The organism is Novipirellula caenicola (genome assembly GCF_039545035.1).
Classification (GTDB): Bacteria; Planctomycetota; Planctomycetia; order Pirellulales; family Pirellulaceae; genus Novipirellula; species Novipirellula caenicola.
The window spans coordinates 157,887-184,074 of sequence record NZ_BAABRO010000006.1 but is presented as its reverse complement, the minus strand read 5'-3'; the positions used below and the strand labels follow the sequence as shown (position 1 = coordinate 184,074).

At 54.9% G+C, this 26,188-nt stretch carries 22 protein-coding genes; 14 read left to right on the top strand and 8 right to left on the bottom strand.

Annotated features, from left to right (window positions below; translation table 11 throughout):
- Positions 1-3: 3 nt before the first annotated feature.
- From ABEA92_RS14550 to ABEA92_RS14530, 5 genes are all read right to left on the bottom strand, one after another.
- Positions 4-3,087 (bottom strand): PSD1 and planctomycete cytochrome C domain-containing protein, encoded by a 3,084-nt coding sequence (locus tag ABEA92_RS14550; RefSeq protein WP_345684571.1) that lies wholly within the window; start codon positions 3,085-3,087, stop codon positions 4-6.
- 355 nt (positions 3,088-3,442) lie between these two features.
- Positions 3,443-4,441: a hypothetical protein gene (locus tag ABEA92_RS14545; RefSeq protein WP_345684570.1), complete on the bottom strand. Its 999-nt coding sequence runs from the start codon at positions 4,439-4,441 to the stop codon at positions 3,443-3,445.
- Positions 4,442-4,532: 91 nt separating this feature from the next.
- Positions 4,533-5,246: a hypothetical protein gene (locus ABEA92_RS14540; protein ID WP_345684569.1), complete on the bottom strand. Its 714-nt coding sequence runs from the start codon at positions 5,244-5,246 to the stop codon at positions 4,533-4,535.
- A gap of 33 nt (positions 5,247-5,279) precedes the next feature.
- A complete protein-coding gene (gene ylqF, locus ABEA92_RS14535; RefSeq protein WP_345684568.1) occupies positions 5,280-6,236 on the bottom strand; it encodes a ribosome biogenesis GTPase YlqF in 957 nt (318 codons plus the stop codon).
- A 375-nt stretch (positions 6,237-6,611) separates the two neighbouring features.
- Complete coding sequence (locus ABEA92_RS14530) at positions 6,612-7,616, bottom strand: SMP-30/gluconolactonase/LRE family protein (protein WP_345684567.1); 1,005 nt, start codon at positions 7,614-7,616, stop codon at positions 6,612-6,614.
- A gap of 133 nt (positions 7,617-7,749) precedes the next feature.
- On the opposite strand from ABEA92_RS14530, the gene ABEA92_RS14525 reads away from it, so the two are divergent.
- From ABEA92_RS14525 to ABEA92_RS14480, 10 genes are all read left to right on the top strand, one after another.
- A complete protein-coding gene (locus tag ABEA92_RS14525; protein WP_345684566.1) occupies positions 7,750-8,136 on the top strand; it encodes a group II truncated hemoglobin in 387 nt (128 codons plus the stop codon).
- Positions 8,137-8,387: 251 nt separating this feature from the next.
- Entirely contained in the window at positions 8,388-10,127 is a 1,740-nt protein-coding gene (locus ABEA92_RS14520) for a tetratricopeptide repeat protein (RefSeq protein WP_345684565.1), read from the top strand.
- 15 nt (positions 10,128-10,142) lie between these two features.
- A complete protein-coding gene (locus ABEA92_RS14515) occupies positions 10,143-10,616 on the top strand; it encodes a pyridoxamine 5'-phosphate oxidase family protein (RefSeq protein ID WP_345684564.1) in 474 nt (157 codons plus the stop codon).
- Positions 10,609-11,241: a TVP38/TMEM64 family protein gene (locus tag ABEA92_RS14510; protein WP_345684563.1), complete on the top strand. Its 633-nt coding sequence runs from the start codon at positions 10,609-10,611 to the stop codon at positions 11,239-11,241. The genes ABEA92_RS14515 and ABEA92_RS14510 overlap by 8 nt, the downstream gene beginning before the upstream one ends.
- Before the next feature lie 68 nt (positions 11,242-11,309).
- Complete coding sequence (locus ABEA92_RS14505; protein WP_345684562.1) at positions 11,310-11,546, top strand: RNA 2'-phosphotransferase; 237 nt, start codon at positions 11,310-11,312, stop codon at positions 11,544-11,546.
- A 77-nt stretch (positions 11,547-11,623) separates the two neighbouring features.
- Entirely contained in the window at positions 11,624-12,241 is a 618-nt protein-coding gene (locus ABEA92_RS14500) for a class I SAM-dependent methyltransferase (protein WP_345684561.1), read from the top strand.
- Positions 12,242-12,647: 406 nt separating this feature from the next.
- A complete protein-coding gene (locus ABEA92_RS14495) occupies positions 12,648-14,024 on the top strand; it encodes an MFS transporter (RefSeq protein WP_345684560.1) in 1,377 nt (458 codons plus the stop codon).
- A gap of 7 nt (positions 14,025-14,031) precedes the next feature.
- Entirely contained in the window at positions 14,032-15,114 is a 1,083-nt protein-coding gene (locus tag ABEA92_RS14490; RefSeq protein WP_345684559.1) for a dipeptidase, read from the top strand.
- 158 nt (positions 15,115-15,272) lie between these two features.
- Positions 15,273-15,791 carry a hypothetical protein gene (locus tag ABEA92_RS14485; RefSeq protein WP_345684558.1) on the top strand — a complete coding sequence of 173 codons (519 nt, stop codon included), beginning with the start codon at positions 15,273-15,275 and terminating at the stop codon, positions 15,789-15,791.
- 64 nt (positions 15,792-15,855) lie between these two features.
- Positions 15,856-17,493, top strand: a complete 1,638-nt coding sequence (locus ABEA92_RS14480; protein ID WP_345684557.1) for a hypothetical protein — start codon at positions 15,856-15,858, stop codon at positions 17,491-17,493.
- A gap of 104 nt (positions 17,494-17,597) precedes the next feature.
- Here ABEA92_RS14480 and ABEA92_RS14475 read toward each other — a convergent pair whose 3' ends face one another.
- Positions 17,598-17,804 carry a hypothetical protein gene (locus ABEA92_RS14475; RefSeq protein WP_345684556.1) on the bottom strand — a complete coding sequence of 69 codons (207 nt, stop codon included), beginning with the start codon at positions 17,802-17,804 and terminating at the stop codon, positions 17,598-17,600.
- A gap of 859 nt (positions 17,805-18,663) precedes the next feature.
- Here ABEA92_RS14475 and mscL point away from each other — a divergent pair.
- The gene (mscL, locus tag ABEA92_RS14470) at positions 18,664-19,197 is read left to right on the top strand and encodes a large conductance mechanosensitive channel protein MscL (protein ID WP_345684555.1); all 534 of its coding nucleotides are present in this window, start codon (positions 18,664-18,666) and stop codon (positions 19,195-19,197) included.
- A 94-nt stretch (positions 19,198-19,291) separates the two neighbouring features.
- Here the strand turns inward: mscL and ABEA92_RS14465 are convergent, their stop codons facing one another.
- Both ABEA92_RS14465 and ABEA92_RS14460 read right to left on the bottom strand, forming a co-directional pair.
- The gene (locus ABEA92_RS14465) at positions 19,292-20,077 is read right to left on the bottom strand and encodes a nucleotidyltransferase domain-containing protein (protein WP_425572438.1); all 786 of its coding nucleotides are present in this window, start codon (positions 20,075-20,077) and stop codon (positions 19,292-19,294) included.
- A gap of 125 nt (positions 20,078-20,202) precedes the next feature.
- Entirely contained in the window at positions 20,203-21,147 is a 945-nt protein-coding gene (locus ABEA92_RS14460; protein ID WP_345684553.1) for a nucleotidyltransferase domain-containing protein, read from the bottom strand.
- A gap of 54 nt (positions 21,148-21,201) precedes the next feature.
- Between ABEA92_RS14460 and ABEA92_RS14455 the strand changes: the two genes are divergently transcribed.
- The 3 genes from ABEA92_RS14455 (at position 21,202) to ABEA92_RS14445 (ending at position 26,005) form a co-directional block, all read left to right on the top strand.
- Complete coding sequence (locus ABEA92_RS14455) at positions 21,202-22,101, top strand: methyltransferase family protein (RefSeq protein WP_345684552.1); 900 nt, start codon at positions 21,202-21,204, stop codon at positions 22,099-22,101.
- A 167-nt stretch (positions 22,102-22,268) separates the two neighbouring features.
- Positions 22,269-23,990 (top strand): ABC transporter substrate-binding protein, encoded by a 1,722-nt coding sequence (locus ABEA92_RS14450; protein ID WP_345684551.1) that lies wholly within the window; start codon positions 22,269-22,271, stop codon positions 23,988-23,990.
- The gene (locus ABEA92_RS14445; protein ID WP_345684550.1) at positions 23,990-26,005 is read left to right on the top strand and encodes a methyl-accepting chemotaxis protein; all 2,016 of its coding nucleotides are present in this window, start codon (positions 23,990-23,992) and stop codon (positions 26,003-26,005) included. Before ABEA92_RS14450 ends, ABEA92_RS14445 begins: the two co-directional genes overlap by 1 nt.
- The last annotated feature ends 183 nt before the right edge of the window (positions 26,006-26,188 follow it).

Here is a 26,188-nt window from a genome sequence, read left to right as displayed (position 1 = left end):
GTGTCATCGCAGGAAAATAAACTCCTTGGTATTGATCAGTGCGTGAGCAAAATCGGCCCACGCATCCAATTCGGAATCACCGTGATCGGCCGCCAAATAGGCTTGGGCCACCGCGATCTCTTGTGAAGTCGGCTGTCGTGCAAATGCGGATTCGTACATCCAGTTGATACGGTCACGCGGATCCGAAAAATCTTCGATCACCCTCTCGGCCCACTGCCGGGCTTGCTGCACGACAAACGGATCGTTCATCAGAATCAACGATTGCGCGGGCACGTTGGACACGTTTCGGCGTCCCATCGTGCTGAAAGGAACCGGCGTGTCAAAAGTCAACATGAAAGGCGAAAGGAAGTTTCGACGCACGGCGATATAGATCGACCGCCGTCCATCGCCGTCGATCGGACCGCTGACCTTCGGCCGTCCTCGACCATCCATAAACGACGTCAATTGAATGGGAACCGGTTCGCCATACATCGTCTTATCCAATCGCCCGGACAACGCCAACAACGTGTCACGGATCGCTTCTCCCTCGAGCCGCTTGGGCGGGCGATGGTGCCACAACAAGTTTTTCGGATCAGCCTCGGCGGCGACCGGACTGACTCGGCTGGACATTTGATAAGTCCGCGACAACACAATGTAACGGATCATTCGCTTGATGCTTCGGCCCTCGTCATGAAAACGAGTCGCCAAATGATCAAGAAGTTCAGGGTGAGTGGGTCTTTGCCCAAGCACACCAAAGTCGTCGGTAGTCGGCACGATGCCGCGTCCCATCAAGTAATGCCAAATGCGATTGACGATCACACGCGGGGTCAGCGGGTTAGTCGGATCGTTGATCTGTTGCGCCAATTCGAGTCGTCCGCTGCCCGATTTGATTTCCATAGGGTGATTCCCGGCCAATGCCGTCAGAAAATGACGCGGCTCAATATCGCCGGGTTTGGACGCATTGCCGCGAATGAATATCTCGGCATCTTCACCGCTGCCGTCCATCATTGCCATTGCGGTATGCGACGGTTTCATGATTTGCGAGCGTAGTAGCTCACGCTCGTCCGCCCATGCGATCGCAATCTGTTGCAATTGTTCGGCAAGCTCTTGTTTCGCCCCCAAGCCGGCATCCGCAGCCCCGTCGCCAGCGATTTCAATCTCGCTTGCGTTATCCCGATTGCGAAACGCAGACGCGGCGTCTTGCTTGGCCTGTTTGATCTGCTCGGCGGATCCTTGGATGACCCACTGCACTTCGAGTTGTTGGTCGTTTTTAGGGGTGAATTCCAGATGCAATCGGTGGCCGAGGTAACGCCCCAGATTCAATTCCACGGACGTCGCATTTTTGGGAATCGCTTGCACCGTTTCGCCGTGCAGTGGCCCCGCGATCAACCGATGCGAATCAACACACACCACGACGTGCCCTTCGCCGCGAACTTTGCAAACGACTCGTTCGCCGGTCAACTCAAACGTCGGGGTTCGCAGGGTTCGGCCACTACGAGGCAGATTCTTCAGCTTGCTGCGATTCTGCATTCCGGTTTCGCGCAGTGATTGCAGCCCATTCCACAGCGGATCGCTAATGGCCGATCCATGGGATGCCACTCGAATCGTTGGCTCGGCCTCGCTGACATCCAAATAAGCATCACCGGCGCGTCGCGGAGAATCGCCGAAAATAAAACCGTCCTGCATGAATTGCTCGCGAGGCAACGTCTGGTAATCCATCACAAGCAGGTCGGTGATCGCCGCTGGCAACGCGACGGGTTCAGGCAGCTTGCCGCCATATTGACGGACCAACCCGCTGACTCGTTGGCGATAGGCTTCGTCGACTTTGGCAAGCCGCTCGGCCACACGACGGTTGTGTTCCAACGACTCAAAACGCACCTGCCGATAATCGCTGCTCTGCAGAAATCCGGTCAACGAGTAGTAATCGGCTGTCGAAATCGCGTCAAATTTGTGATCGTGGCAGCGTGCACAAGAAACGGTCACGCCCAAAAACGTTTTTGACATCACGTCGACCATGTTGTCAAAGCGATCCGCTTCGTCTTTGCGGATATCGACCGGCGAATGCACCCATTCGCCAAGGAACCAGAAACCGGTTCCCAGGATCGATTCGTTGTAACCGTCATCGGGATTCAACCGCGGCTGCGGCAACAGGTCGCCGGCGATATGTTCGCGGACAAGTTGATCGTACGGCACATCGGCATTGAACGCGCGAATGACGTAGTCACGATACTGGAACGCATTCAACGCATCGTCGTCGAATTCGTGTCCTCGTGATTCGGCGTACCGCACCAAGTCCAACCAATGCCGCCCCCAACGCTCGCCAAACTCAGGCGATTCCAAGAGATCGTCGACCAAGCGTGAGACTGCGTCCGGGGAAGGGTCATTTAGAAATTTGGCGGTTTGTCCAGGCGTGGGCGGCAATCCAATCAAGTCAAAGTACAAACGTCGCAAGATCGCCGCTCGTTCGGCATCCTCGGCCGGCTGCAAATCGTTCTGTTCAAGTTGCGACAGAATAAAATGATCGAGCTCTGCTTTGGGCCACGCTCGGTCTTGAACCGCCGGCAGCGGTGGCGATTGCACAGGCTGCCAAACCCAGTGATCTTTTTTACGCTGCTGCAAATCAAAAGCGGGTGCCGCCGCCGTTGTCTCGGGGGCCTCTTCGAGAGGCCAAGGAGCGCCGAGTTGGATCCATTTTTCAAACGTTGCGATCTGTTCGTCGCTAAGTTTTCCCTTGGGCGGCATCTCGTATGATTCGTAGCGAACCGCTTCCATAAACAGACTGGCCTCAGGATCGCCAGGTTCGACCGATGCACCGGAGTCCCCCCCCTCGATCAATCCCGCTCGCGTGTCAACTCGCAATCCCGCTTGCAGCTTCTCAGCCGACGCGCTGTGACACGAGTAACAATGCTCGGCCAACAACGGGCGAACCTCTTTCTCAAAGAACTCTAAATGTTCCGCAGAAGGTTCAGACTGTGCGGTTGACGGATCCGCTGCCTGAATAGAGATCGCAGTGATACCTAGCCCCCCGACGACCAGAATCAAACGAGCGGTGGAAACCAACATTTGCATCGGCGATGATCCAAGGCGGCAAAGGGGTGCAGACAACATGGATGAACTCATGTCAAATGAATTGCGTCACGGGTGGGCGGGAATGGATACGGCGGGACCTTGCAAGCAAGGCAGGACACCTATTATGGCGTAAAAACGGCTTGTGTCGAGGACAATTTGCGTCAACCCTTTAACGATTTGCGACATCGCCGACTGAGCCACAGCGGACAGCGGATGCGGTAATAATTCTCTCGTAGCTACCTTCGCCAGAAGGTGGTGATCCGCATTTGCACGGTGACCAGCCACGCGTACCAGCGCTGTGGCGAGCGTCGCTACAAAACGCAAATGCGTTGACAAACCGCATCTAGGAAGCCCCCACGATCCCCCCATCTACAGAAGCAGATGGGCCGCCCACTTAAAACAACTGATAGGCTTTGGCATCGAGCGTTTTCGCGAGCTCCGGGTCGTTGGCCCTCGCTAGCAGGTCGTAGTAGGCGTAGGGGTATTTGAAGACATGACCGATACCGAGCGATTTGTCCCCTCGCTGTTGCCAATAGCGAGCCTGGTTGGGTCGCAGGTCGCTAAGTTTATGATCGGCAATTTTGCGGCTGGTCGAATCGGGACCTTGCCGCGTCACGGTCACGTATTTTCGAAACGCGACACGGCAGCTTTCGGCCCACTCGGCGTCGCCCATCGCAGCCATCTCGATAAGCGATTGGCCGAACGTCAACATGTGTCCGGCGAAGCCTTGTCCGAATCCGACAAAGCGATCGATGGCGTCACTTGCTTCCTGCAACACAAATTTTGAGGCGGCGACCGAATCGGTGAACGGGGGCGGATCGATATCCTCGTCGGGTTCGACATCTCGCCACGGTTTGAACGCACGAATCAGATTGCAGACGCCTTCGACTCGCTGCGGTGTCGCCGCTTCGGGCAGCATACGAAACGCCTTGATCGCATGCATTGCAAAAATTGCATCGTGGCCCACCTCGCGCAGCACCCCGCTGTTTTCGGCAAGTGCCTTGCCTACTTGCTGGGCCGCGTCAGGCACAGGATCGCCTTCCGGGAACGGCTCGCACAACTTTGTTGGCGCCCAATTTCGATCAAACAACTGGACAATCCGAGTGGCGGCCGCGTCATCGAGATCATTGTTAACACACATCATGTGTGCCGAGATCATCGCAGCCCCTCGATGTCCATCGGCAAAATAATTCATCTCGGGCGCTCGCGCCAACGCGTTCAGCCCCAACAAAACCAGCCGTTTCTGCTGCAGACTCGGTTCTTCGGCAAACAAAGACGGCGTCCCCGGCATCAGCCATCCGCCTAGAAACGCGGCGCTGCCGATCGCAAATTGGCGACGATCCAGCATGGGATTGACTGGCGACTTCATCAGCGGGTTGGTCTGCGGGTTCATCGGATCGGACTCTTGATTCGAATATAGCGAGATATCAAAGACAACCAATTCATTTTACGCCAGCGAACCGTCGGATGTTGACGATTGCGATTTACTTGGCGCGTTTCATCAACAATTGGTGAGGGATCGCCATCAAATCCACAGCGATGTCGGCGATGATCGTTCGCCCCTTGGTTAACCACGCCGAGGCAAATGCCCAAACCGCAATCCATTCCATCCAAAACAAAAAGTTGTATTCGTTCAATGTCTGTTTCCACTGCGGCGAAATCAGGAACAGATAGCCTCCCATCGCAGCCATGCTCAACAAGATCACAATCCCGCTGGCCCGGTAAACAAAATTCCGCTCGGCTTCATGCGGCTCGATTTCGCGGTTGGTCTTTTTAGAACTCGGGAAATGAAACAGCGAATAAGTGGCTAGTGTCAAAAAGAACACCCCGCCGCTGATCGAATGCAAGTAACCGATCAACGACTTCTGATACAGCGGGTCACTGTTGGGGTCCAACGGAAACAACGCAACACCCAATGCGGAAACGCAGCCTAGATTCGCAGTCCAGCTTTCGATCCGGTCGTACCCCCGATAACAGAACAAGAAGACTCCGATCGAACACATCGTGCCGACGAAGATGTCACGCAGCGCTGTGTGATAATAGCTGCTGATGTTGTCTTGAAAATCGATTCCAAAAAACAGCCAACCGACGGGGCCTAGTATGATTGGCAACAAGAATCCGCTAACACCAATCGCGCGTCGAATGCCCATGTACGAGAGAACGAGGGCATTTGTCTTGTCGGAAAGATCTGGAATCATATCGGGACTGTCGAAGAAAGCGGGTCAATCAGTTCATCTCATCTCGCGGGACTTGCGTTGAGCACGCTGCTTGTCGCGAAATCGCTTTTTCCGTTTTGCATCCTTTTCTTTAGACGCCTCTTCTTTCTCCGCAATCAACTTCGCCGTTTGCAGCTGCTCGCGTTGCATCAATTCAGGTGTCTCGAGCGTCAAACGCCCAAGTTCACCGGCACGAATGTCGTTCACCAAAATCCGCGAGGCCCGATCGATGTCGACGAGATTGCTTTTGCCAAGACAACCTCGGCGGCGGCCGATCGCTTCGATCAGCTCTAAATCAGTGCCAGGCACTGAAGTTAAATCGTACCGCTGCATCAACCGCTCGGGATAATTCGCGGCCAAGTAGCGAGCCCCAAAGAAACCGATGTCAGCGTAATCCATCGCGGTGTCTTTGATGGAACCAACCAAGCCCAACCGGTAACCGCTGTTCACATTATGCACGTTCGGCCACAGCACGCCGGGCGTATCCAACAGCGCGACGCTGTCGCCAATGTTGACCCGTTGTTGTTGCTGAGTGACTGCGGGCGTGTTCCCCGTTTTGGCGATCTTTCGGTTCGCCAAAAAATTGATGATCGTTGATTTACCGACATTGGGAATGCCAACGATCATCGCGGTGATCGTCATGCCCGCGCGATGCGGCACCATCTTGGCAACGATGTGTTTCAAACGCCGAATCGTAGGCACGTCTTCGGTCGTGACCGCGTGGGCGCGGACACCCACCGATTCTTCGAAATGCGAAATCCAGACCTCGGTCATCGCGTCGTCGGCAAGGTCGCTTTTGGCCAGCACCTTCAAACAAGGCTTGTCGCCTCGCAGTTCGGCCAGCATCGGGTTCTCGCTCGAGTAGGGAATCCGCGCATCAAGTACCTCGATGACCACGTCCACTTTGGGGAGCACCGATTGAATTTCGAGCCGGGCTTTGTGCATATGGCCCGGAAACCACTGGATGGACATGAGAGAATCGTCACTAACAAGGAAAATGGGGGATAGGCTTCCAGCCTGTCATCGGCAACCGCCCGCGTAGCGAAAACAAGCCAAGCGATTCGGCCCGCCCGTTTTTGGCCCGCATCGTTTTTGGCCTGCCCGTGTTTGGCCTGCGTCATTTCATCCCGCAACATTTCGGCCAACATCAGAGAAGGACCGAAAGTCTTGGCGACTTTCGCTACGGGCAGTCGGGCGGACTTTCGCTAGGGCAGACGGACGCACGCAAGACAGCAAGTCTATCTCACAGTGTCACCGGTGGCGATCATCCTGGTAACCCCCTCTTGGCAGTGTTCCCGCCGTTCTGCGGGTTTTCCCGCGTCTAAGTCGATGGCATAGGCCGCGAGACTACTGGCCGCTGAACAGTTGATAGCCGGCGATGGCGGTGCGAACACTCCACAACGTCCCTCCTGCGGTCACGAACAACGTCTTGCCGTCGTCCCCTCCAAATGCGCAATTGGTGGTTTCGTCACGGGGAATTGCCAGAAAATCGATCTGCTTGCCCTCAGGCGAAAAGACGTAAATGCCTGCGGTCGGACCATCCGCTGTTTGAGCCGGCGGGCGTGATTTGTTCAGTCCAGCAGCCACGTACAGCTGGCCTTGCTGGTCCAACTTCATCCCATCGGGACCTCGCGTCGTCCCCCAATCATGGATCAATGTTTGGGTTTCCAAATCGGGTGTCCCGTCAGCGTTCAGATTGAACCGCCACAACTTGCGGGCCCCCCCGAGTTCGTTGTTGTTGTCGGCCACGTACAGAAACCGATCATCGGGCGTGACAATCAGGCCATTGGGGCGATCGACTTCGTGCGTGATAATTCGAGTCACACTGCCATCGGGATCAATGCGGTACACCCCTTCGACTTTGCGTCCCTGATCGTCCAACATCTCCATCCCACTGCGATCCCCGTATTGCGGATCGGTAAAGTAGATCCGGTTCTTCGAGTCGATCGTCAAGTCATTGGGCTGATTGAATCGACTTCCCTCATAGGAATCGGCCAGCACATTCAGCGATCCATCGGCTTCGATTCGCTCGACCCGGCGACGTTTGTTGTCGCAAATCAGCAACCGGCCTTGGCGATCGAACAGCAAACCGTTGGATCCGGCGTCGGCTCGAAATACCGACGTCTTGCCCGCGAGATCACGGCGATTGATGTTCCCTTCGCCGCTGGTCAACAACCCTAGTTGTGGATGCCAAACCGGGCCTTCGCCTGCACCATGGTCTTGCAACATGACCGGCTTACCGACAAACACCGAATCGTCTGCGGCAACGGCCGATGAAAAAAACAATCCAGCAAGAAGCGAGAACAGCAGAATCGAGAACGGGGGAAGTTTTTCGAGGCAGCGGGCAGGCATGGATTTCAGTTCCATTGGCGAGTGGGGAGGTGGATGTCATGATTCACCGTCGTTGATAACAATGCAAGCCAAAACGATGACGAAGCAACCAAAATGAATCAACATTGCCGTCTAGTGAGGACGAACCGACACGATGGATGAAGACACAATTTACAGCATGTTAGGCGGCGAATCGGCGGTTCGCGGACTGGTCGACCGTTTCTATGACCTGATGTCCGAATTGCCGGCGGCACGTCCAATACGTGACATGCACCCAGACGACCTAACCGAGTCACGCGACAAATTGTTCAAATTCCTGTCGGGGTTTTGGGGTGGGCCATCGTTGTATATCCAGCAATACGGACATCCGATGCTGCGAGCGAGACACCTACCGTTTCCGATCGGCGACAGCGAACGCGATCAATGGATGCTGTGCATGACCCAAGCGATCGACGAACGTGTCGAGAACAAACCGCTTGCTGATCACTTGAAAATGACATTTCAACGCACCGCCGACCACATGCGAAACCAACACGAATAGGTTCCACCTGTGTGGAATTGGCTCAGCCTGTCAGCGGTTTTCCCTTCTAAAATCGCGAGTGTTTGCGGCCTTCGCTGCGTCCAACTTGCCGACGCGATCCCGCATTGAGGACCGTCCGGAACGCCTGTCCAACCTTTGAGTTTGCGCACTACCTCAGACCGCAACCCCACCCTCCATTGATGGGGGGCAGTGCAGTTCTAGAATGAAAGAAAGGGCCCGATCACGCTTCTTTTTTTGAGGAGGACGGAACGATGTTTCGCACTTACCTACTAAGCCTATTGCCGGTGGTATTTTTTGCTGGCGCAATCGGTCTTGCCAACGACGCGAATCCAGAGAATCCATCCTCATCGCCCGGTTCGATCAGCGACCAGACACCGCCTGGGGCCCAGGCCCCGTTGCTGGTTGGCATCACCGTCCATCCGCGCGAAATCAGTACCGATTCGGCGGAGGCCCAGCGATACTTTGACCAAGGATTGAATCTCACCTATGCGTTCAACCATGACGAAGCGATTCGCTCTTTCCGCGAGGCCGCCCGTCACGATCCCCAATGTGCGATGGCGTGGTGGGGCATTGCACTTTGCAATGGACCTCACATCAACAATCCTCCGATGGACAAACCGCATTCGATCGCCGCTTGGCAGGCGTTGGAAAAAGCGCAAGCCAACAGCAAACTAGGCACGCCGGTCGAACGTGCTCTGATCGATGCATTGGCGCGACGCTATCGTGGTAATGTTGATGAAAACATCGCCGAACGAGAAACGCTGAACAAGGACTACGCCGATGCCATGCAGCGAGTCCACCAGCAATTTCCGGACGACCATGATGTGGCGGTACTGTACGCTGAATCCCTAATGAATTTACGCCCATGGGACTTGTGGTCCGACGAGGGCGAAGCACGACCGGAAACGCATCTGGTTTTGCAGTTGCTTGAAAACGTGATGACCGCCGTCCCGAATCACCCCGGCGCGAACCATTTGTACATTCACGCGGTGGAAGCATCGCCACATCCCGAACGCGCCACTGCGGCAGCCGATCGCCTGCGCACCCTGATGCCTGGTTCGGGGCACATGATTCACATGCCCGCTCATATCGACGTACGGACGGGCAAGTGGGCTCAAGCGGCCGAGCAAAACGAGATGTCGATGAAGGTTGACCGAGTGTATCGCCAAGTTTCGCCGCACCAAAAATTCTATTCGATCTACATGATCCACAATCCGCACTTCCTGTCGTTCGTTTGCATGATGCAGGGACGCCAAGACCGTGCGATCGAAGCAGCACAACAAATGCTTGCGTCGGTTCCCGCAGAGTTCCTCAATCAGTCGCCTGAGTTGGCGGATCCATTTATGTCGATTCAGTACCAAGTGATGGTCCGGTTCGGCCAATGGGACCAATTGCTCGCGCTGCCTGCGCCAAGTGATCAATTGCCGATCACGACAGCGATGTGGCGTTTTGCTCGAGCGACCGCCTTGGCGGCCAAACAAGACTTCGCAGCCGCTGAACACGAACAAACGCTTTTCCGCGAGGCCGTCGCCAAGGTGGATCGCGATGCAAAAGGAGCGATCAATAAAGCACACGACATTTTAAAAGTCGGCGAGCATACATTGGCGGGTGAAATCGCGTTCCAAAAAGGGGATATCGATACCGCGATATCGGAGCTAAAAAAGGGTGTCGCCGCTGAAACGGACCTTATTTACATGGAACCGCCCGAGTGGATTCAGCCGGTCCGCCATTCACTCGGCGCCGTCTTGGTTGCTGCCCAGCGATGGGACGAAGCCGAACAGGTTTACCGCGAAGACCTTTCGCTGTGGCCTGAAAATGGTTGGTCGCTGTACGGGTTGTCGCAATGTTTGAAAGCGAAAGGCGACGAGGCGGCCGCCAAAGAGATCGAGGAACGATTTCGCGTCGCGTGGAGCGATGCCGACATCCGCATCGGAGCAACTTGCTTATGCGTGCCGGATGCAAAATCGGGATCGCAAAACGTAGAGCGATGAAAAGGAAATTTGGGAATGAGTAAACCCCACCCGAAACCGATTCCCGCAGGCGAAGTCCGCGGACTTGCTTTGGATGTGATCAAACAGGATCGCTTTCCCTACTTGGCAACCATTGACGGCGATCAACCGCGGCTGCGACCGGTGTCGCCGGTTCGCACGGATGGTTTCACCGTCTATGTGGCCAATTTGCGTGGCTATCACAAAACAAAAGAGATTGCTGCGAATCCGAATGTGGAACTCTGCTATCTCAGCGACACGCATGATCAAGTCCGAATCACCGGCGTTGCCACAATCGTGGATGACCGAGCGACCTTGGAATCAATCTGGAACGACAATCCGCTGCTACGGCAATATCTCGGCAGCATCGACAATCCCGATCTGATCATCTATCGCATCGATCCCAAGCAAGTCCGATTCATGCGTGAATGGGCGATCGAGTATCACGAGGTCGAACTTCACCCCAACGCGAGTCCGGCAGCCGATGCGTGAACTGTTTCGCACGCTGCCGCTGATGTGTGTCGTCCTGCTCGTTCCGGTGCTGCCGTTCCTGTTTTTCGGAGGTCGACTGGAGGATTGGTTACGTGGCGTGGCAGAGGATCCACCGTCGGTTGCCGCCACAGCGACGCTGATCATCGGACTGCTGGCTACTGATATCCTGCTGCCGATTCCGTCGAGCGTCGTCAGCACGCTGAGCGGTTGGCAACTCGGGTGGTGGCGTGGAACGATCGCGACGTGGATCGGCATGAATCTAGGTGCCATCATTGGATTCGCCTTGGCGCGGCGATGGGGACAGCCCTTTGCGCTGTGGTTCAGCAGCGGTGAGGATCTACAGCGAATGCAGACGATCAGCGATCGATACGGCCCCTATGTCTTGGTCATCACGCGTGCGGTGCCGGTGTTTGCCGAAGCGAGCGTGTTGATTGCCGGCATCCACCAACTGTCGTGGCGACGTTTTCTGCCGGCGGTCGTATTCAGCAATCTTGGCATCGCGATCGCGTACTCGGTTTTTGGCGATTTTGCCGAACGACATCAATGGCTGCCACTTGCGTTAGGGGTATCGGTCGCCGTCCCCGTGCTCGTTGCCGCAGCGGCAAAACGGTACCTCCCCCAATGAGGCATTGATGGCCCCAATGAGACCTTGCTGGCATAGACGGACACGATTCTTCGGTTAAACTTTCGGCGATGAATAAACGACTTACCAAAATCAGTAAATATCTAAGCTTCGTGCTGAAGCATCACCCCGAGGCAATCGGCATCCGTCTCGATCCCTACGGCTACGCGAACATCGAAGAACTGGTAAAAAATGCAAACGCCAGCGGCAAATCGATCACGACCGAATTGGTCTACCAAGTCGTCGCCGAGAGCGAAGAACAGCGTTTCAGTTTGAGCGACGATCGGCTTCGCATTCGCGCGACTTGACACCGTTTTCTGAGTCCTCTTTCGAGCCCTCTTTCGAGTCCGTCTGCCGCAGCCCCCCACAACCCGACAACGCGCCTGTGACGCTCGAAACCATCGCCATCCCCAAATCGATCAAAGCGAATCCGCTAACGCCACGCGAGATTGATTTGATCGACCAAGTCAACGACCGCATCGAAGCGTTCATGCTGGGCGATTCCGCCGTGATCGAGACCTTCGTGCCTTGCGATTTCCAATGGCTGGCTCAATGTTTGGATTGGATTGATCAGCAACACTTCTCAGCGGGGCAGCGGTTTTGCGAACTCGGCAGCGGGTTTGGCGTGGCCGCGATGTTGGCCGCCCTGCGAGGGAAGACCGCCGTCGGCATCGAAATCGAATCGGCGTTGGTGGACCAGTCCAATCGACTGGCGAAGGACCTTGGGATTGCCGCTCGGTTTTACTGCGGCACCTTCGTGCCAAGTGCGATGGCGGGATCATTGGCGTTGTCACGCGAAGTCGATCACATTGCTACCGGCGGCGATGACGTCTACGACGCCACCGGGATCGCGTTCAACGCGTTCGATCTGTTCTTTGCCTTTCCATGGCCTGGCGAACACGAGTTCTATGAAACGCTGGTCGACTCCGCCGCCACACCGGGCGCAATGTTGTTGACCTACAACGAACGCGCAGGCATGAAGTTGTTTCGCAAGACTTATTGAGCCGCGACGCGTCAACGGCCGGGTTCCACGCACGCCCCGGTGCCTTACGGCTCACGGCTCCGGCTCACCTTTGCGATTTGGATCTGCTCAACATACGATGTGTGACATTCGTTCGATCGCGTAGGCTCCCCCGAAACTCTTGACGGCTTGTTGACTTAGTGAAGCTTCCTGCGGCAAGGGACGTATGATGGACTTCCTAGTCCGTCAATGGTGCATTCGACGGACTAGGAAGTCCATCGTACGACTAAATCAACAAGCCGTTATGGTTTCAGCTGTGTGCCGATCCAGCGTCCCCACTGCGGCTTGAGATCCGTTATGCTGGGGACGCTCCCACCTTGAACGTCCCGCCACTGAATCGCCTTTGTTCGCGGTTTCCCCGCCAACAAAGACGCTGAGAGCCCCACCTATGACTGCTCCACAAGCTTCGCTGCGTCGTGGCGATCTCGAATCGCCGCACGCCGCCAGCACCGTTCGCATGCGAGTTGTCGCGGTCAGTGTGCTGATGGCGTTTATGCTGTATCTGGACCGCGTCTGCTTGGGCGAGATCGTCAAAAGCAACTCCTTCCTGGGCGATTTTCCGGACGCGAGTAAAGAAGAAATTGGCGAGGTGCTCGGGGCATTCTTTTTTGCCTACGCCCTTTTTCAAGTTCCCTCGGGGTGGGCCAGCGACCGGTTTGGCGGCCGGGTAATGCTGACGTTCTATATACTTGCATGGTCGCTGTTGACCGGATTGTCAGGAATGGCAGGCACGCTCGGCGGGCTATTGATGGCCCGACTCGCCTTTGGCGTCGTCCAAGCCGGGGCGTATCCGACTAGCAGTGGAGTGATTCGCCGCTGGTTCCATTTTCGCAATCGAGCGATGGCCAGCTCGTTTGTGTCGATTGGCGGCCGTTTGGGCGGAACACTCGCCCCGTTCCTGACCACGCTGTTGATTCTGCAGCTCGGTAGTTGGCGTTACGTGCTATACCTGTACAGCATCATTGGGATTGTTGCGGCAGCGGCCTATTGGATCATCGTTCGCAATCGCCCCGAGGATCACCCGCGAGTCAACGCAAACGAAATTGAGTTGATCGGCAAACTCGACGCTGCCGAACCCAAGACCGATGCACGCGACATTTTGCCCATGCTAGGGGCGATCATCCAAAGCCGTTCACTTTGGCTCAATTCGATTGCTCAATTTTGTCTTGTGTTTGGCTGGGCATTTTTGATCACTTGGCTACCCACCTATTTAAAAGAAGAAAAAGGAGTCGAGTCGTTCTTGGGGTCATTGATGGTAACTGGGGTGCTTGCGATCGCGATTCCGGGACAATTGATCGGAGGCTGGCTCGGCAATCGGGCAGTCCGTTCGCTTGGACATCGCTGGGGACGTATCGCCCCGCTAAGTGCGACCTGCTTTTTAGCCGCACTTGCTTACGTCGGATGCTCGAGCTTTGATTCGGTTTGGATGATCGTTGCCTGTTGTGCGATGGTCTCGCTGATGACCGACATTGGAAACCCAACGGTGTGGGCGTTCATGCAAGACGTCGGCGGACGCAACACGGCCGCCGTCTTTGGCTGGGGAAACATGTGGGGCAACTTTGGTGCCGCCGCCAGTGCGATCGTGGTGCCACGCTTGATGACCATGGGCCGCTCGATCGAGGGAGTTTCAAGCGACGGACAATCGCTCGTCTTTCTTACTTGTGCGGGCATGTACATGATGGCGGGAATCGCCATCCTTGGAACCGACGCAACCCGGCTGATTCGCCAACCTACGACACCCCAGCCCTCGACGACTCTGGAATAAACTCAGCATGAAAATGATCTTCGACGCGCATCTGGACCTCAGCCTGAACGCTCTGGAATGGAACCGCGATCTGCGGCGACCGGTCGCCAAAATCCGCGAAACCGAGCGACCGCTTCCGGCGCGTTTGAATGGTCAAGCCGCTGGCACGGTTTCGTTACCCGAGATGCGTCGCGGAGGCATCGGGTTGTGTGTGGCGACTCAGATCGGAGGCTGTATGAAGCCCCGGTCGTATGTTGCCAACTGGGAATCGCCATCGCAGGCATGGGCGATGACGCAGGGACAATTGGCCTGGTATCGCGAGATGGAACGACTCGGTGAAATGGTACAAATCACTGATCGCGATGGACTCGAAACTCATTTACGTCGCTGGGCGGATCCCGTTGCTGCAGCCGAGCGAAACGAACCGATTGGCTACGTCTTGAGTCTGGAAGGATCCGATTCCATCGTGACGCTCGATCATCTGCAGCGTGCTTGGCAATATGGACTGCGTGCACTTGGCCCTGCGCATTATGGAATCGGACGCTACGCGATGGGGCATGACGTGCTGGGAGAATTTCCGCCCAGCGGAATTGAATTGATACGTGCGATGGATCAACTTGGCATGATCCTAGACGTGACGCATTTAAACGAGCCCTGTTTTTGGCAGGCGATCGAGATCTACGAAGGCCCGGTGTGGGCCAGTCATCAAAATTGCCGCGCGATCGTGGACGACGTTCGGCAATTCAGTGACGAACAAATCAAAGCGATTATCGATCGCGATGGAGTGCTCGGCGCCGCCTTTGACGTCTGGATGGTCGTGCCAGGATTTGTTCGTGGTCAATCCACCCCCGAATCCATCGGAGTCACGATGCGGCACATTGCCGACCATATCGATCACATTTGCCAGTTGGCGGGAAATACCAAACATTGCGGAATCGGCAGCGATTTGGACGGCGCCTTCGGTCGCGAACAATCCCCTAGCGATCTGGATACGATTGCGGATCTGCAGTCACTCGACTCGATTCTCAGCGACCGCGGCTACAGCGACGATGATGTGTCCGCCATCTTTCATGGCAATTTCCTGCGGGTCCTGCGACGTGCTTTTGCCTAAACGCAGGGGTGTTGCCAGGTAAATGGTTGCAAAACGGAGTTATCGAGTTCGTTGCTGCATCTCTCGTTCCGCGGTATCTTAACAGGTAGGTCCAAGAGGATTGACAAGCGAACGCTTGTCCTCGTTCCCGATGCAGCCTTATCTCTACTCGGAATTCCATGATGCGCAACGTCATTTACGCTGTTTCTTTGTTTACCTTAGCTGCATCGCTGGGTTGTGTCCCATCGACATCGACATCGACGTCCGACTCGGCGGGTTCATCGACGCCAGGCGTGACGGCCGAAGAGGCGACTCCACGCGAAACCGTTGGCAAGACAACTCAAAACGTGTTGGATTTGGAACAAGCGTTTCGCGACGGAGCGGAATTAGCAAGTACGAAAATCGAGTCTAAAAACCCATTGATGATCAATGCGGAAGCCTATCGAACCTCGGTCGGAAAGATTGGTGGCATGGGAGTCGAGCACGCCATCCAACTTCGCAATGCACAAAGCATCCAAGATCCCAAACCGCTGACCCACGAAGTGTTCATGGCCGAGATCATCAAGAAGGATCAGCCCGATGGCATCCGTTTGCCGATGCTGCCGTTTTACCAAGAATACGCGTGGGATCAAAAGAATCAGAAATTGGTCGTGGTCGATTTCCCGGCCAGAAAAGCGGAACGCGAGAAACAACGATAGCCGATCCTGCATCGATTCGATTGCCGCCCCATCCTTCTTAATTTCATTTCTAGGAGCGAAGGCAATGAGTGACGAAAACGGCCCCGCCGCAGTGGCGGTCCTCGATGCACACGGCTGTCATTTTATCCGTACGGTTGATCCCGACACCGCCCTCACGCTGTTCGCGGTCGTATCAGAGGATCCGCATGACTGGGATGAAATCGTTGACTACTGGCCACGTTACCGAACCCCGGTCGTGTGTGAGTTCCTTAGCGGTTTGGCTGTCGAAAACCTCGATCAGAAAACGGCGATCGAAACGATTCGGGAATGCGACGCATGGATGGTTTTGGATCTGAACGAGAAACGGCTTATCACCGGGCCGGGGGTTCCGGCGATCGGCCGCGACGAAGCGTTCTCGATGGCGCAAGACGACGCCAGCGAAGAGGAAAGGCAGAGTCAAAACTACCCGCTAAGTATCCATCTGCCGCCGTGGTGGGAATTGCATGAACAAGTCGACACGGCCGTGATTGACGCCCCACGCGAAACTCCGATCAACAAGCCTCATGTTGACCGCAACGTGTTGTACGGAGATCCGTTGATCCAGGACATTGCCGCTCGAACGCTCGAGACGGCTGCTAGTGAAGCGTGGTTGGCAAGTGACGCCAGCGAAAATCCTCGCAGCCGCCATCCGTTTACGATCGCAGTGCACCGCGATTGGCTGATGACGCCCCGAGATGACCTTGACGGCCGGATGCCGCGGCAATTGCTGCACGGCGGCCACCACTGGATCGGGCTTCTAGTCTGGGGACAACAACTCCGCGTGCAGGAACACGCTCCCGTCGTCGCCGCCCCCGACCATGTTTTCGGCTATGAAACCGCGCCGATGGGCGATGAAGAAATGGTGGTCTATTTCGATCTTTGCCGCGAACTGATCGACGCCGCTTGGGATTGGTGTACCTGTGAACGCGGGAAACACGCGATTGAACATGATCCCGAACACCGATTGCAGTTGGTTCAGTGGTTACGCGAGGTAAAGCAGCAGTGGCTCGAGGCGCCGTTTGAAGGCGGATCGCCGCCCAGTTTCATTATCGAGTGCAGTCAGCGACGCGTACCTCGCGGAGTCGGAGTCCCGATCGAGGGCATGACACGCCTGGAAGAAAAGGAACAACATGTCATCGATTGCGATTGCCCGATTTGCAGCATGATGGCCGATGGAGTCTTCGGTATGGGCTTTGTCGGCCTTGATGGCCACCACCTCGAACTCGACAACGAATTCGCGTTTTCGATGTTCGAAACACGTGAACAGTGGGAAGAGGAACAGCGCAGCTATGCAGCATTCTCAGAAGAATTTGAACACCAAGCGTCGGAACATTCCGAGCCAAAGGAACTGGACGAATTCGAATCAGTGTGGTCAGGGATCGTTTCTGACGCGCCCATCCCAGGCGATCCAAATGGGCATTTAAAAATGGCTTTCCTGCTAGCAGAAATCATCTCGGACATGGAAACGCTAGAAAATGCCGAAGACGAGATCCCCGTCTTAAACGAACGGTTTCGCGATTATCGCAACAGCGACGAAGATCAGCTAACCGCAACGGCGGAACGTCTAAAACGATACCTACAATTCCTCGCTAACGAACACCCTGAACTAACAGGGAAGTCAGCCGACTTTCAAAGCCGCATCGACGAACAACTCCGCCAACGAGACTCAGACGCATCAACCTGACACCGACTTGCCTTGACACCGCTTTACATAGAAATTCGCGATGCAAAGGCTCGATAGCGTGACACATGGCGTGACACGTTGGATCTCCGTTAGGCAGATCTCGTTTAAGCATAGGTCAAATAGGCAAGCAATCCGAGTTGAAACAACGTAATCCCCGACGTGACGCAGTGCCAACTATGAAATCGGTTGCGAAAGAGATGCACCAGCACGCCAAGCACGGTGATGGTTCCCAACGTTTTTCCGATCACAAAGTAACTGAAGAACGTCGGTTCCATCTTCAATAGTGCCAAGCAAATGGGATTCTTCTCCATCTCGAAAATCGTCTCCGAGTGCACAAACACAAGCAGCATGTCGTAGCAGGAAATCAAACCAATCACTGTACAACACACTGCGAAATACATGGAACGAAACCATGCAGGCAGTGTGGGGCAACCTTTTGAAAACCCGACATATTCCAATGTGGGGAATACGTTCGACATCATGTCTCTCTCCATTTAGTTGAAGTGAAAACGAGGTGAAGCACTGGACTAGCGACACCTTGAAACAAGGAGCGAAGTCCTTCGATTTGTTTTTTTACGAGTACGCACATGGCGTGCCACTCACACCCGAAGGAGGTGAGCAACCCCTTATGCATCCTCAACGGGTGATCATCGCCATCATTGAATTCCGGAACGTGCGATGCTGCTTCAAATCAGCTCTTGCGGTGCCGCGTAAACTAGCAAGCGGTAATTCGAGCGACCGTCACACACACCGGTTTTCCAACGCAAAACACAAGCAAAACTGCCTTTAATCGACTCTATTTTGAATTGCTAAAAAAACAGGCAGCATCGAATTTCGCCGCAGCCTCAAAAGGGGGCGCTAAGTGATTGGATCGACGTTGCAGCCTCGATTGTTTGATAGCTTGGGGAGGAATTGCTGCCAAAGCCGCATCGGCGATCCGCTTTCGCGTCGCATCGATATCGAGGCACGAAATAGAGGAAACGAATGGAAGGAAGCGAAGCAAACCTAATGATCAATCGGGGCGTCCCGACCCAAAGTCGCGTGGTCGGTTTCGGAACGACGGAGACGCTAAATTGATTCGCTGCAAAATTAGGAACGTGATATGCTGAGTCTCCTCCATTCCCTCAGGCTGTCTTTCCCACTCCTCTTGATTGCGATGACTTAAAACTGATGAGCATCTTGGCTGATTTCAAAAAGTTCGCGTTGCGTGGCAACATGATCGATCTGGCGATCGGATTCACGGTCGGAGCCGCTTTTACGACCGTGGTCAAGTCGTTAGTCAACGACATCATCATGCCTCCGATTGGCTGGATCACAGGCAATGCTGACTTTTCCGATTTGTTTTGGGTACTGCACGTTCCCGAGAAAGTGACGGTGCCCGAGAAAGGTTTCCAGACGCTCGAATCCGCGCAAGAGGCAGGCGCCGTCACCATCAACTACGGTATGTTTCTCAATACCTGTCTCTCGCTGGTGATTGTTGCCCTTGCGATGTTCATGATCATTCGCGCAGTCAATCGTGTGGACGAAGAACTTGACGAGCGTTTTGGTGAACCGAAGCCGTCGGAAGAACCGTCAGACAAAAAGTGTGACTTCTGTCGTTCGACGATCCCGTTTCGCGCCATCCGATGTCCCCAGTGCACGTCGGAGCTGAACGTCCCGAACATCAGCGATTCCGGCAAACCCGCCGAGCGCCCGGCCACGTAACCGCGGTCGGCCGTTTGAACGCTAGCCTGATCCGCTAAACGTGGGGAGGGCGAAGCAAGTCACTACGCGATCAATCAAGCAAAATGCAATTGGCTCATTCGGTCGCAGCGTCATGCGATTTCATTCGCAACCGCACCAACAAGTCGCTCAGCGCATCACGTGCCGTGGGCATCTCGGGAAGTTGCGAACGTTCGTATTCGGCTTCCAGCGTCGCGACCAGTCTTTCGTACTCGGACGTATAAAATGCCAAGTCGGCCGCGTCGAGGGTTGCCTTTTCAGGCCCTTCACGTTTCTGACGCAACAAATCATCGATGTATGAAAGTCGTGCATCCTCGTTCAACGTCGCCAAATTGGCTTCGACGGTGCCCGTTCGCATCAAATGGATTCCGGTCAACAGCACTCGAAACACATACAGCAGCGGTTTGACCCGCTGTGGTGAATCCTTGTGAAACAACCGCCACTGCGTGCCGGCAAAGCCAAGGTAGTGATGCGCATGATGCCGCGTGATACAGTCGGCTGCGATGCTTTTCAGTTCCTCGTGCTCTGGCGTCGTCGACACCACTAGCGGCGAAAAAAGTTGTTCCAGCACGTAGCCATTGCGACGCAGCATCAGTTTAAAAAACTTGGCGGCATCATGCGTCACCAAATCAATTTCCAATCCATCATAAATGCCCTCTTTCTCGACCGTTTCGCGTCCAATGTCCAAACCGAGCACGGTCTTCAACGGCAACAAATGCACGCCACGGAGATCAAAGTCCGAATCGGCAGACGGAAAACCATACAGATGCGCTCCACTGATCGTGGCAAACACCAGTGGAAACGGATGCAGCCGCACATGCTTCATCATCTGATCCTGTGGGATAGGCATCCTGCCTGTCATCGGAGTCCCTTCCCCTGGGCTGTTTTCCCGAATCCTATTTTCCCTCTCATCGGTCATCGCAATCCTCCGGTACCCGTCTTAGATTCACGCAATCTTTCCTACACCGCTTTTCTGCCACCGCTCGATCACGGCAACTCGATTTCCAAGGCCCGTCGACGTGCATCGACAAGAAACGCGTTGGCGCGTTCGTAATCCGGCCGATCAGGCAATTTCGTCGACTTAAACGCCGATTCAAATTCCACTTGCAATTCTCGACGCCATCGATCCGCATCCGCAAACGACATCTCCCCTCGTTTGATCCTCAACAATGATTCACGATGCTCGCCCACTTCGACTCGCACCCCCCCTTCGCGAAGCACGAACGTTCCCGACATCAGCAATCGCACCAAATGCATCACGTGCTTCCACTTCACACGTCCTTGGTTGCGGTTATCGGTTTGCATTTTTTTGAATTGCGACGCGACATAGCCTGAATACGTCTGAAAAACTAATTTCGACAAAAACGCGTCTCGCATCTCAAGCAGTTCACGCCCCAGCGGCGTCACCGAATCGACGATGGGCGAATAGAGACACTCCAGCACGTTGGGGTTCGCTTTGAGTGCCAAGATGATAAACTTCTGCAGCTCCCAATAAACCTCTTGTGTCTCGTCATTCTCCAGTTGGTCGGGCACGCCATAGAGCGACCATTGCAATTCCGCGGGCGGCAAATAAACACCACGTCGATCGGTATCCGAGTCGTGATCATCCAGCCCATACGCACGCGACCCAATCACACAGCGATAGATCACTCGGTCGTAAAGTCCCGCACTCATCAGCGGCGACGTGTCGGTCCGAATCGATTGACTCTTGTACTCGGACAACCGAACCATTTGGTCGTGATGAATCGGGGCTTCGAACCCGTCTGCAAATTTAACTCGGTACGCATGCGTTCGGTCGATCGGACAGCGAACGATCACTCCGACGGCACCTGCCGGATGAGCCACCCGGTCGTTCGCTGTCATGACGTCCTTTTGAGCCACCACTTGAGTACCAGCCGAATAGATCAGCGGTTGGGTCGGTTTACGATTCACAGCAATAAGTTCTTGGGTGATGATGTCTGAAATAATTCGGTTAAGTTCGTTACGATGAATGCCAAACAAATCGTCACGAGCTATTTGATTGTCCAAGCTGTCGCTACGGCAGCTTGGTGGAGCATGCTGTGGTTTGTGCCCAGCAGTGTGTCTTGGTTCCATCCTGCATCGTGGCCGCGGGAAACGCTCCTTGGTTTTTGGCTTGCCGATTTCTTGTTGCTGATTGCCGGATCGAGCATGACAGCGATCGCGATCACAAGTGAAAAAGCGTGGGCGTCCACGGCGGTTTGGTCGCTCGCCGCTGCCCTCTGGTATCCAACATTCTACTGCATCGGTGTCAGCATCATTACGGACCAAGCCTGGATCGCCGCGTCGCTGATGGTTTGCATGGCGGGAATGACGTTGGCGATGGCCACCATTTACGGAACGCCGCATCAAACGCCCGCTACGATTCGCGAGACACCGCTGAACAGGACATCGGCAATCGTTTGGACGTTCACTCAGACGGCGATTTTTTGGAGCGTCTTTCTATGGATCTTGCCCGAGGGCATCGTCGAGTTCCAAACACGATTGCACTGGCCTCTTTTTTTGCACCCCGGACAAACCTCTGGGTCGATCACATTGTTCACCGCCGCATCGCTGTTGGGATTGTGGAGCGGATGGGCGATGGCGGTCCGTGGCGATGGCACACCGTTACCCACGGCAACGGCACCGAAATTGGTGGACGCGGGTCCTTACCGCTTCGTCCGCAACCCGATGGCATTGGCGGGAATTGTGCAAGGGATCGCGGTCGGATGGTATCACGGCAGCTTCGTTGTGTTCATCTACGCAATCGCGGGCGGTTTCGTTTGGCACTGTTTCGTTCGTCCGGTCGAAGAAGCCGACTTGGACCAGCGATTTGGCGAACGGTACCGGCAATACAAACAGCGTGTCCGACTGTGGATACCGCGATAAATCTGCCGCAAATCAGCGCCAATTCTTTCGCTTATCGATAAGTTTTTAATTAACTTAGTTGTACTGCCACGCACCAGCTAAACTACGACATGCGACCGCCTTTTCGTCGATGTAATGTTTGACAATGTTCAAACTGCGCTGACGCCCCTCGTCCTGAGAACGCGTCCATGGTTTTAAAACCCCGCTTCCTTCTCGCCTTGGCGATCATTGCCATCCCCCACGATCTCATCGTGATGCGGTTGGTGGCAAAGGAACCCGTCACGCCGATCGAGCCGCTGCGACTTCGCGCCGATGACGCTCCCAAACGCGCGCTGCCCAAGGCGGCGTCCGGATCCCACGTCAAAGTATGCCTGCCCAGTTTGCCGTATTTGTATACGTCGCACGCCATCAACGGAGCGATGATCAAACCGTCGGACAATGCTCAGGGGTGGGAGTACGACATGGCAGTGTCCCATCAGCAAATCGACGAAACAACCTATGAATTCCAACTGCGAAAAGGAGTCCGGTTTCAAGACGGCAGCCCGTTTGATGCGGACGCGGTGGTCGAGAACATGGATGCGTTTAAAAAGCAACCCACGACCTATAGCAAGATCGACCAAGTGTTTGACTTCGTCGAAAAGATCGACGACTACACGGTGCGGTTTCATTTGACCGAAGAATACGGTTGCTTCATGAACGATTTGGTTTGGATGCAGTTTTACACGTCCGAGTACCTTCGGGTCTGTGGTGGCTGGAACGGCAAAGCAAGTTGTCCCAATCTGTCGCGTCCTGGCCCCTATGGCTTGGGGCCGTACATCTTGAGTGAAGGCTATATCGAAGGCGACCGACAAACCGACAAGGCGGTTTTGACCGCGAATCCTTACTACTGGAATCCAGAATACCCCAAGGTCGAAACGATCACGGTTTTCACCCAACTGGACGCAGTCGATGCAAAAAACAAAACACTGCATCGCGAAGGCGAGGTCGACATCACCGACATTCCGCCCGAATCGAAAGTCGAGACGATTTTGTCTCCCTTTGCCAAAGTCATCACATCGCCGTCCAACAACAACATTGCCATTCATATCAATATGATCAACGGCAACCCCAAACTTCGCGACAAGTCGGTCCGACGTGCGCTGAACGAAGCGTTGAACCAGCGAAACCTGCTGTACTTTGTCTTTGACAACGAGGGAACGCTTTCGCCCACCATGGCGTCGCCTTATTTTCCGGGCGTACGCGAAGTAGTCAAAACGCTAAAACCGTTTTCCGAAGTCAACGATCCCTACACGCCAAGCCAACAGGCCCGCTTGAGATCAATTCTCAGCGGTCTGCAATTAAAAGTGCTAACGCAAAATCGATTTCTTTCGATGTGGCGTGGAATCGAATCACAATTGAACCGAGTCGGCGTGACACTACAGATCACGACGGCCCCCAGCGAAGCGGAAATTTTTGGGCCGCTGTTATCCACCAATGCGGGGAAAAACCAAGTCGACTGGGATTTATTGGTGTGGGGTAATGACGATTGGTTTTTCAATCATCCCTACACCGCATTTCTCGTCTACCGCACCACCAACGTCTGGAGCACGGTCTATCCCGATCCAGTCATGAACCATTACATCGATGAAATGTTCCGCGTCAGCGTTGAGGATCCCCAGTTCAGCGAGATCACCGCCAACATCATTCGGCGGGCATATGACGAGGCTTACATGTTGTTTGTGCCAACCCCCAACCGAGTCATGGCGGTCAACAAGGAAGTCGTGTATCGCCCATATAAAATGGCCTGTGCTCCGCTGTGGAAGATCCAAATCACCGATCAACATTGGTCTGTCCGCCGCGGCCCGTACCCTGAATCCTCCAAAGGCCCGGTGCGAATCACTCGCATGTCCATTGACCAGGAGTCCAAGTGATGCGAAATCGTGGCGTTTGGATCAAATTGTTGCTGCTGGTGACGATCTCGGTGATCGCGTTCTGTGCGATGGGAGTCTATGGAATTCTGACGACACGAATCACGTTCCGCTCCGTCAACGACGTGCGTGATACCGCGTTGAAGTTGCGCCGCGGGGCGGTCGAGATTGCCGAACCGCTGAATGAACTACGCCAACTTTCGCTGACCCTCGTGATGGCGCCCGACGACGATTTGCAGCGGCAACTCAATCGGCAGCAACAAGCCAAAAGCAAACAAATCGACTTGGCCTTTGAAAATTGGAATACCTCCTCGAACGACGCCGCAGAAATTTCGACTTTTCGCGACCTGCGCGAAACATGGAGTCGATACAAACGCATCAAAGACGTGACGACGGGCAAGGTTTTGGACGATTATCGCGAAGAAGCATTTATCAATGCGATCCAGGCGGAACAGCAACAATTTGCCGAAGTCAAACGCGACCTCGATTTGTGGATGCAAGCGATCGAAGACAACGCCGACCATGTATACGAGTCGGCGCAAAGCCGCTACGTCGCCGCGCGACAAACTTACATCATCGTGATCGTTGCGTTGACGCTGCTAGTCGCCGCGGTCGGCTACCTCACCGCAAACAGCATCATTGGCCCGCTGGAAACGATGCGTAATGTGGCGACACGAATTTCGGGGATGGCGTCGACCGCGTCGATTGACGGGTTGAACGAACGGATCGAGATCCGGTCCAAAGATGAACTCGGTACGTTGGCCACCGCGTTTAACCAGATGGTCGAAAACATGCAATCGACTCTGGGCCGATTGTCCTACGAGGAACGCCGCACGTTGGCGGTACTGAATTCAACCGCCGATGGCATCGTGACGATCGATGCCGAGGGCAAGGTCAGATCAATGAACGCCGCAGCGGAACGGTTGCTCGAATGTCGCAGTGACGATGTGATCGGTACCGCGATCGAGCCATTGGTTCCCGCGCTTGGCACCGCGTGGCAGGTGGGTGATGCAAATCCCGTGGCGAGCGAAGATGAACACGAAGTCATGGCGCACACTTGCCAAGGACACGAATTCCCAATCGCGCTGCGTGTGCGTGAGATGAATTACATGGATCAAAAACTGTTCATTGCGACATTGCAGGACATCACGTCGCGAAAACAGACCGAAGCCGAGCGGCAAAAGTTGTTTCATGCGATTCGCGATGCGGTTCAACGATTGGCCGTGGCAAGCGACCAGATTCTCGCCACCACATCCAAGCAGGCCTCGGGGACACAGGAACAAGCCGCAAGCGTTTCGGAAACGGTATCCACGGTCAACGAAATCGCACAAACCGCGAAACAGGCCGCCGAGCGATCGCAAGAAGTCGCAGAATCAGCCCGTCAAGCGGACGACGTCGGCAATGCCGGCCGGACCGCGATCGAAGAATCCATCACCGCGATGTTGCAGGTGCAAAACCGCGTCGAGTCGCTTGCCGAGCGAATCTTGTTGTTGTCCGAACGCGCCCAAGCGATCGGCGAGATCACCGCGACCGTCAAGGACATCGCCGAACAAACCAACGTCCTCGCCCTCAATGCGGCGGTCGAAGCATCGCGTGCCGGCGAACACGGCCGCGGCTTTGCCGTCGTGGCATCCGAGGTCAAATCATTGGCGCAGCAATCCAAACAGGCGACCAATCAAGTCCGCAAGATTCTAAGCGAAATCCAAGAGGCGACCAAAGATGCGGTGCATTCCACCGAAGAGGGTCACAACGCGGTGCAAGCGGCTAGCCGGGTGGTCAAAAGCGCCGGCGAAACCATCAATCAACTCGTCACGCTGTTGGCAGTTTCCGCGGAATCCGCAATGCGGATTTCCGCATCGGCCAACCAACAAGCCGCAGGCGTCAGCCAATTGAACGAAGGGATTCGAGATATCAATCGCGTCACGCAAAACAACGTCCAAACCATCGGTCACATCGAACAGGCCGCACGCAACCTGAACTCGCTCAGCCACGAATTGGCTAAATTGACCGCAAAATAGATTTTGTATCGAAATTGTGTTGCGTGAAGCCATCTTCTTCGACCTCTGTCTTCATAGCCGCCTCACCGCGACATCGGTACGTTTGCTTTGAGCTGCATCACTTCGCAACGACACGGAATCCGTGATGCACGGTATCGAAGCAACTTCTACAAATGAAATCGTTGTGACGTGAGACAGGTTTGT

Bases quoted from the DNA above. Each gene is read 5' to 3' on its own strand.
- ABEA92_RS14550 (WP_345684571.1), bottom strand. From the start codon at position 3,087: ATGTTGTCTGCACCCCTTTGCCGCCTTGGATCATCGCCGATGCAAATG.
- ABEA92_RS14545 (WP_345684570.1), bottom strand. From the start codon at position 4,441: ATGAACCCGCAGACCAACCCGCTGATGAAGTCGCCAGTCAATCCCATG.
- ABEA92_RS14540 (WP_345684569.1), bottom strand. From the start codon at position 5,246: ATGATTCCAGATCTTTCCGACAAGACAAATGCCCTCGTTCTCTCGTAC.
- ylqF (WP_345684568.1), bottom strand. From the start codon at position 6,236: ATGTCCATCCAGTGGTTTCCGGGCCATATGCACAAAGCCCGGCTCGAA.
- ABEA92_RS14530 (WP_345684567.1), bottom strand. From the start codon at position 7,616: ATGCCTGCCCGCTGCCTCGAAAAACTTCCCCCGTTCTCGATTCTGCTG.
- ABEA92_RS14525 (WP_345684566.1), top strand. From the start codon at position 7,750: ATGGATGAAGACACAATTTACAGCATGTTAGGCGGCGAATCGGCGGTT.
- ABEA92_RS14520 (WP_345684565.1), top strand. From the start codon at position 8,388: ATGTTTCGCACTTACCTACTAAGCCTATTGCCGGTGGTATTTTTTGCT.
- ABEA92_RS14515 (WP_345684564.1), top strand. From the start codon at position 10,143: ATGAGTAAACCCCACCCGAAACCGATTCCCGCAGGCGAAGTCCGCGGA.
- ABEA92_RS14510 (WP_345684563.1), top strand. From the start codon at position 10,609: ATGCGTGAACTGTTTCGCACGCTGCCGCTGATGTGTGTCGTCCTGCTC.
- ABEA92_RS14505 (WP_345684562.1), top strand. From the start codon at position 11,310: ATGAATAAACGACTTACCAAAATCAGTAAATATCTAAGCTTCGTGCTG.
- ABEA92_RS14495 (WP_345684560.1), top strand. From the start codon at position 12,648: ATGACTGCTCCACAAGCTTCGCTGCGTCGTGGCGATCTCGAATCGCCG.
- ABEA92_RS14490 (WP_345684559.1), top strand. From the start codon at position 14,032: ATGAAAATGATCTTCGACGCGCATCTGGACCTCAGCCTGAACGCTCTG.
- ABEA92_RS14485 (WP_345684558.1), top strand. From the start codon at position 15,273: ATGATGCGCAACGTCATTTACGCTGTTTCTTTGTTTACCTTAGCTGCA.
- ABEA92_RS14480 (WP_345684557.1), top strand. From the start codon at position 15,856: ATGAGTGACGAAAACGGCCCCGCCGCAGTGGCGGTCCTCGATGCACAC.
- ABEA92_RS14475 (WP_345684556.1), bottom strand. From the start codon at position 17,804: ATGGAGAAGAATCCCATTTGCTTGGCACTATTGAAGATGGAACCGACG.
- mscL (WP_345684555.1), top strand. From the start codon at position 18,664: ATGAGCATCTTGGCTGATTTCAAAAAGTTCGCGTTGCGTGGCAACATG.
- ABEA92_RS14465 (WP_425572438.1), bottom strand. From the start codon at position 20,077: ATGACAGGCAGGATGCCTATCCCACAGGATCAGATGATGAAGCATGTG.
- ABEA92_RS14455 (WP_345684552.1), top strand. From the start codon at position 21,202: ATGAATGCCAAACAAATCGTCACGAGCTATTTGATTGTCCAAGCTGTC.
- ABEA92_RS14450 (WP_345684551.1), top strand. From the start codon at position 22,269: ATGGTTTTAAAACCCCGCTTCCTTCTCGCCTTGGCGATCATTGCCATC.
- ABEA92_RS14445 (WP_345684550.1), top strand. From the start codon at position 23,990: ATGCGAAATCGTGGCGTTTGGATCAAATTGTTGCTGCTGGTGACGATC.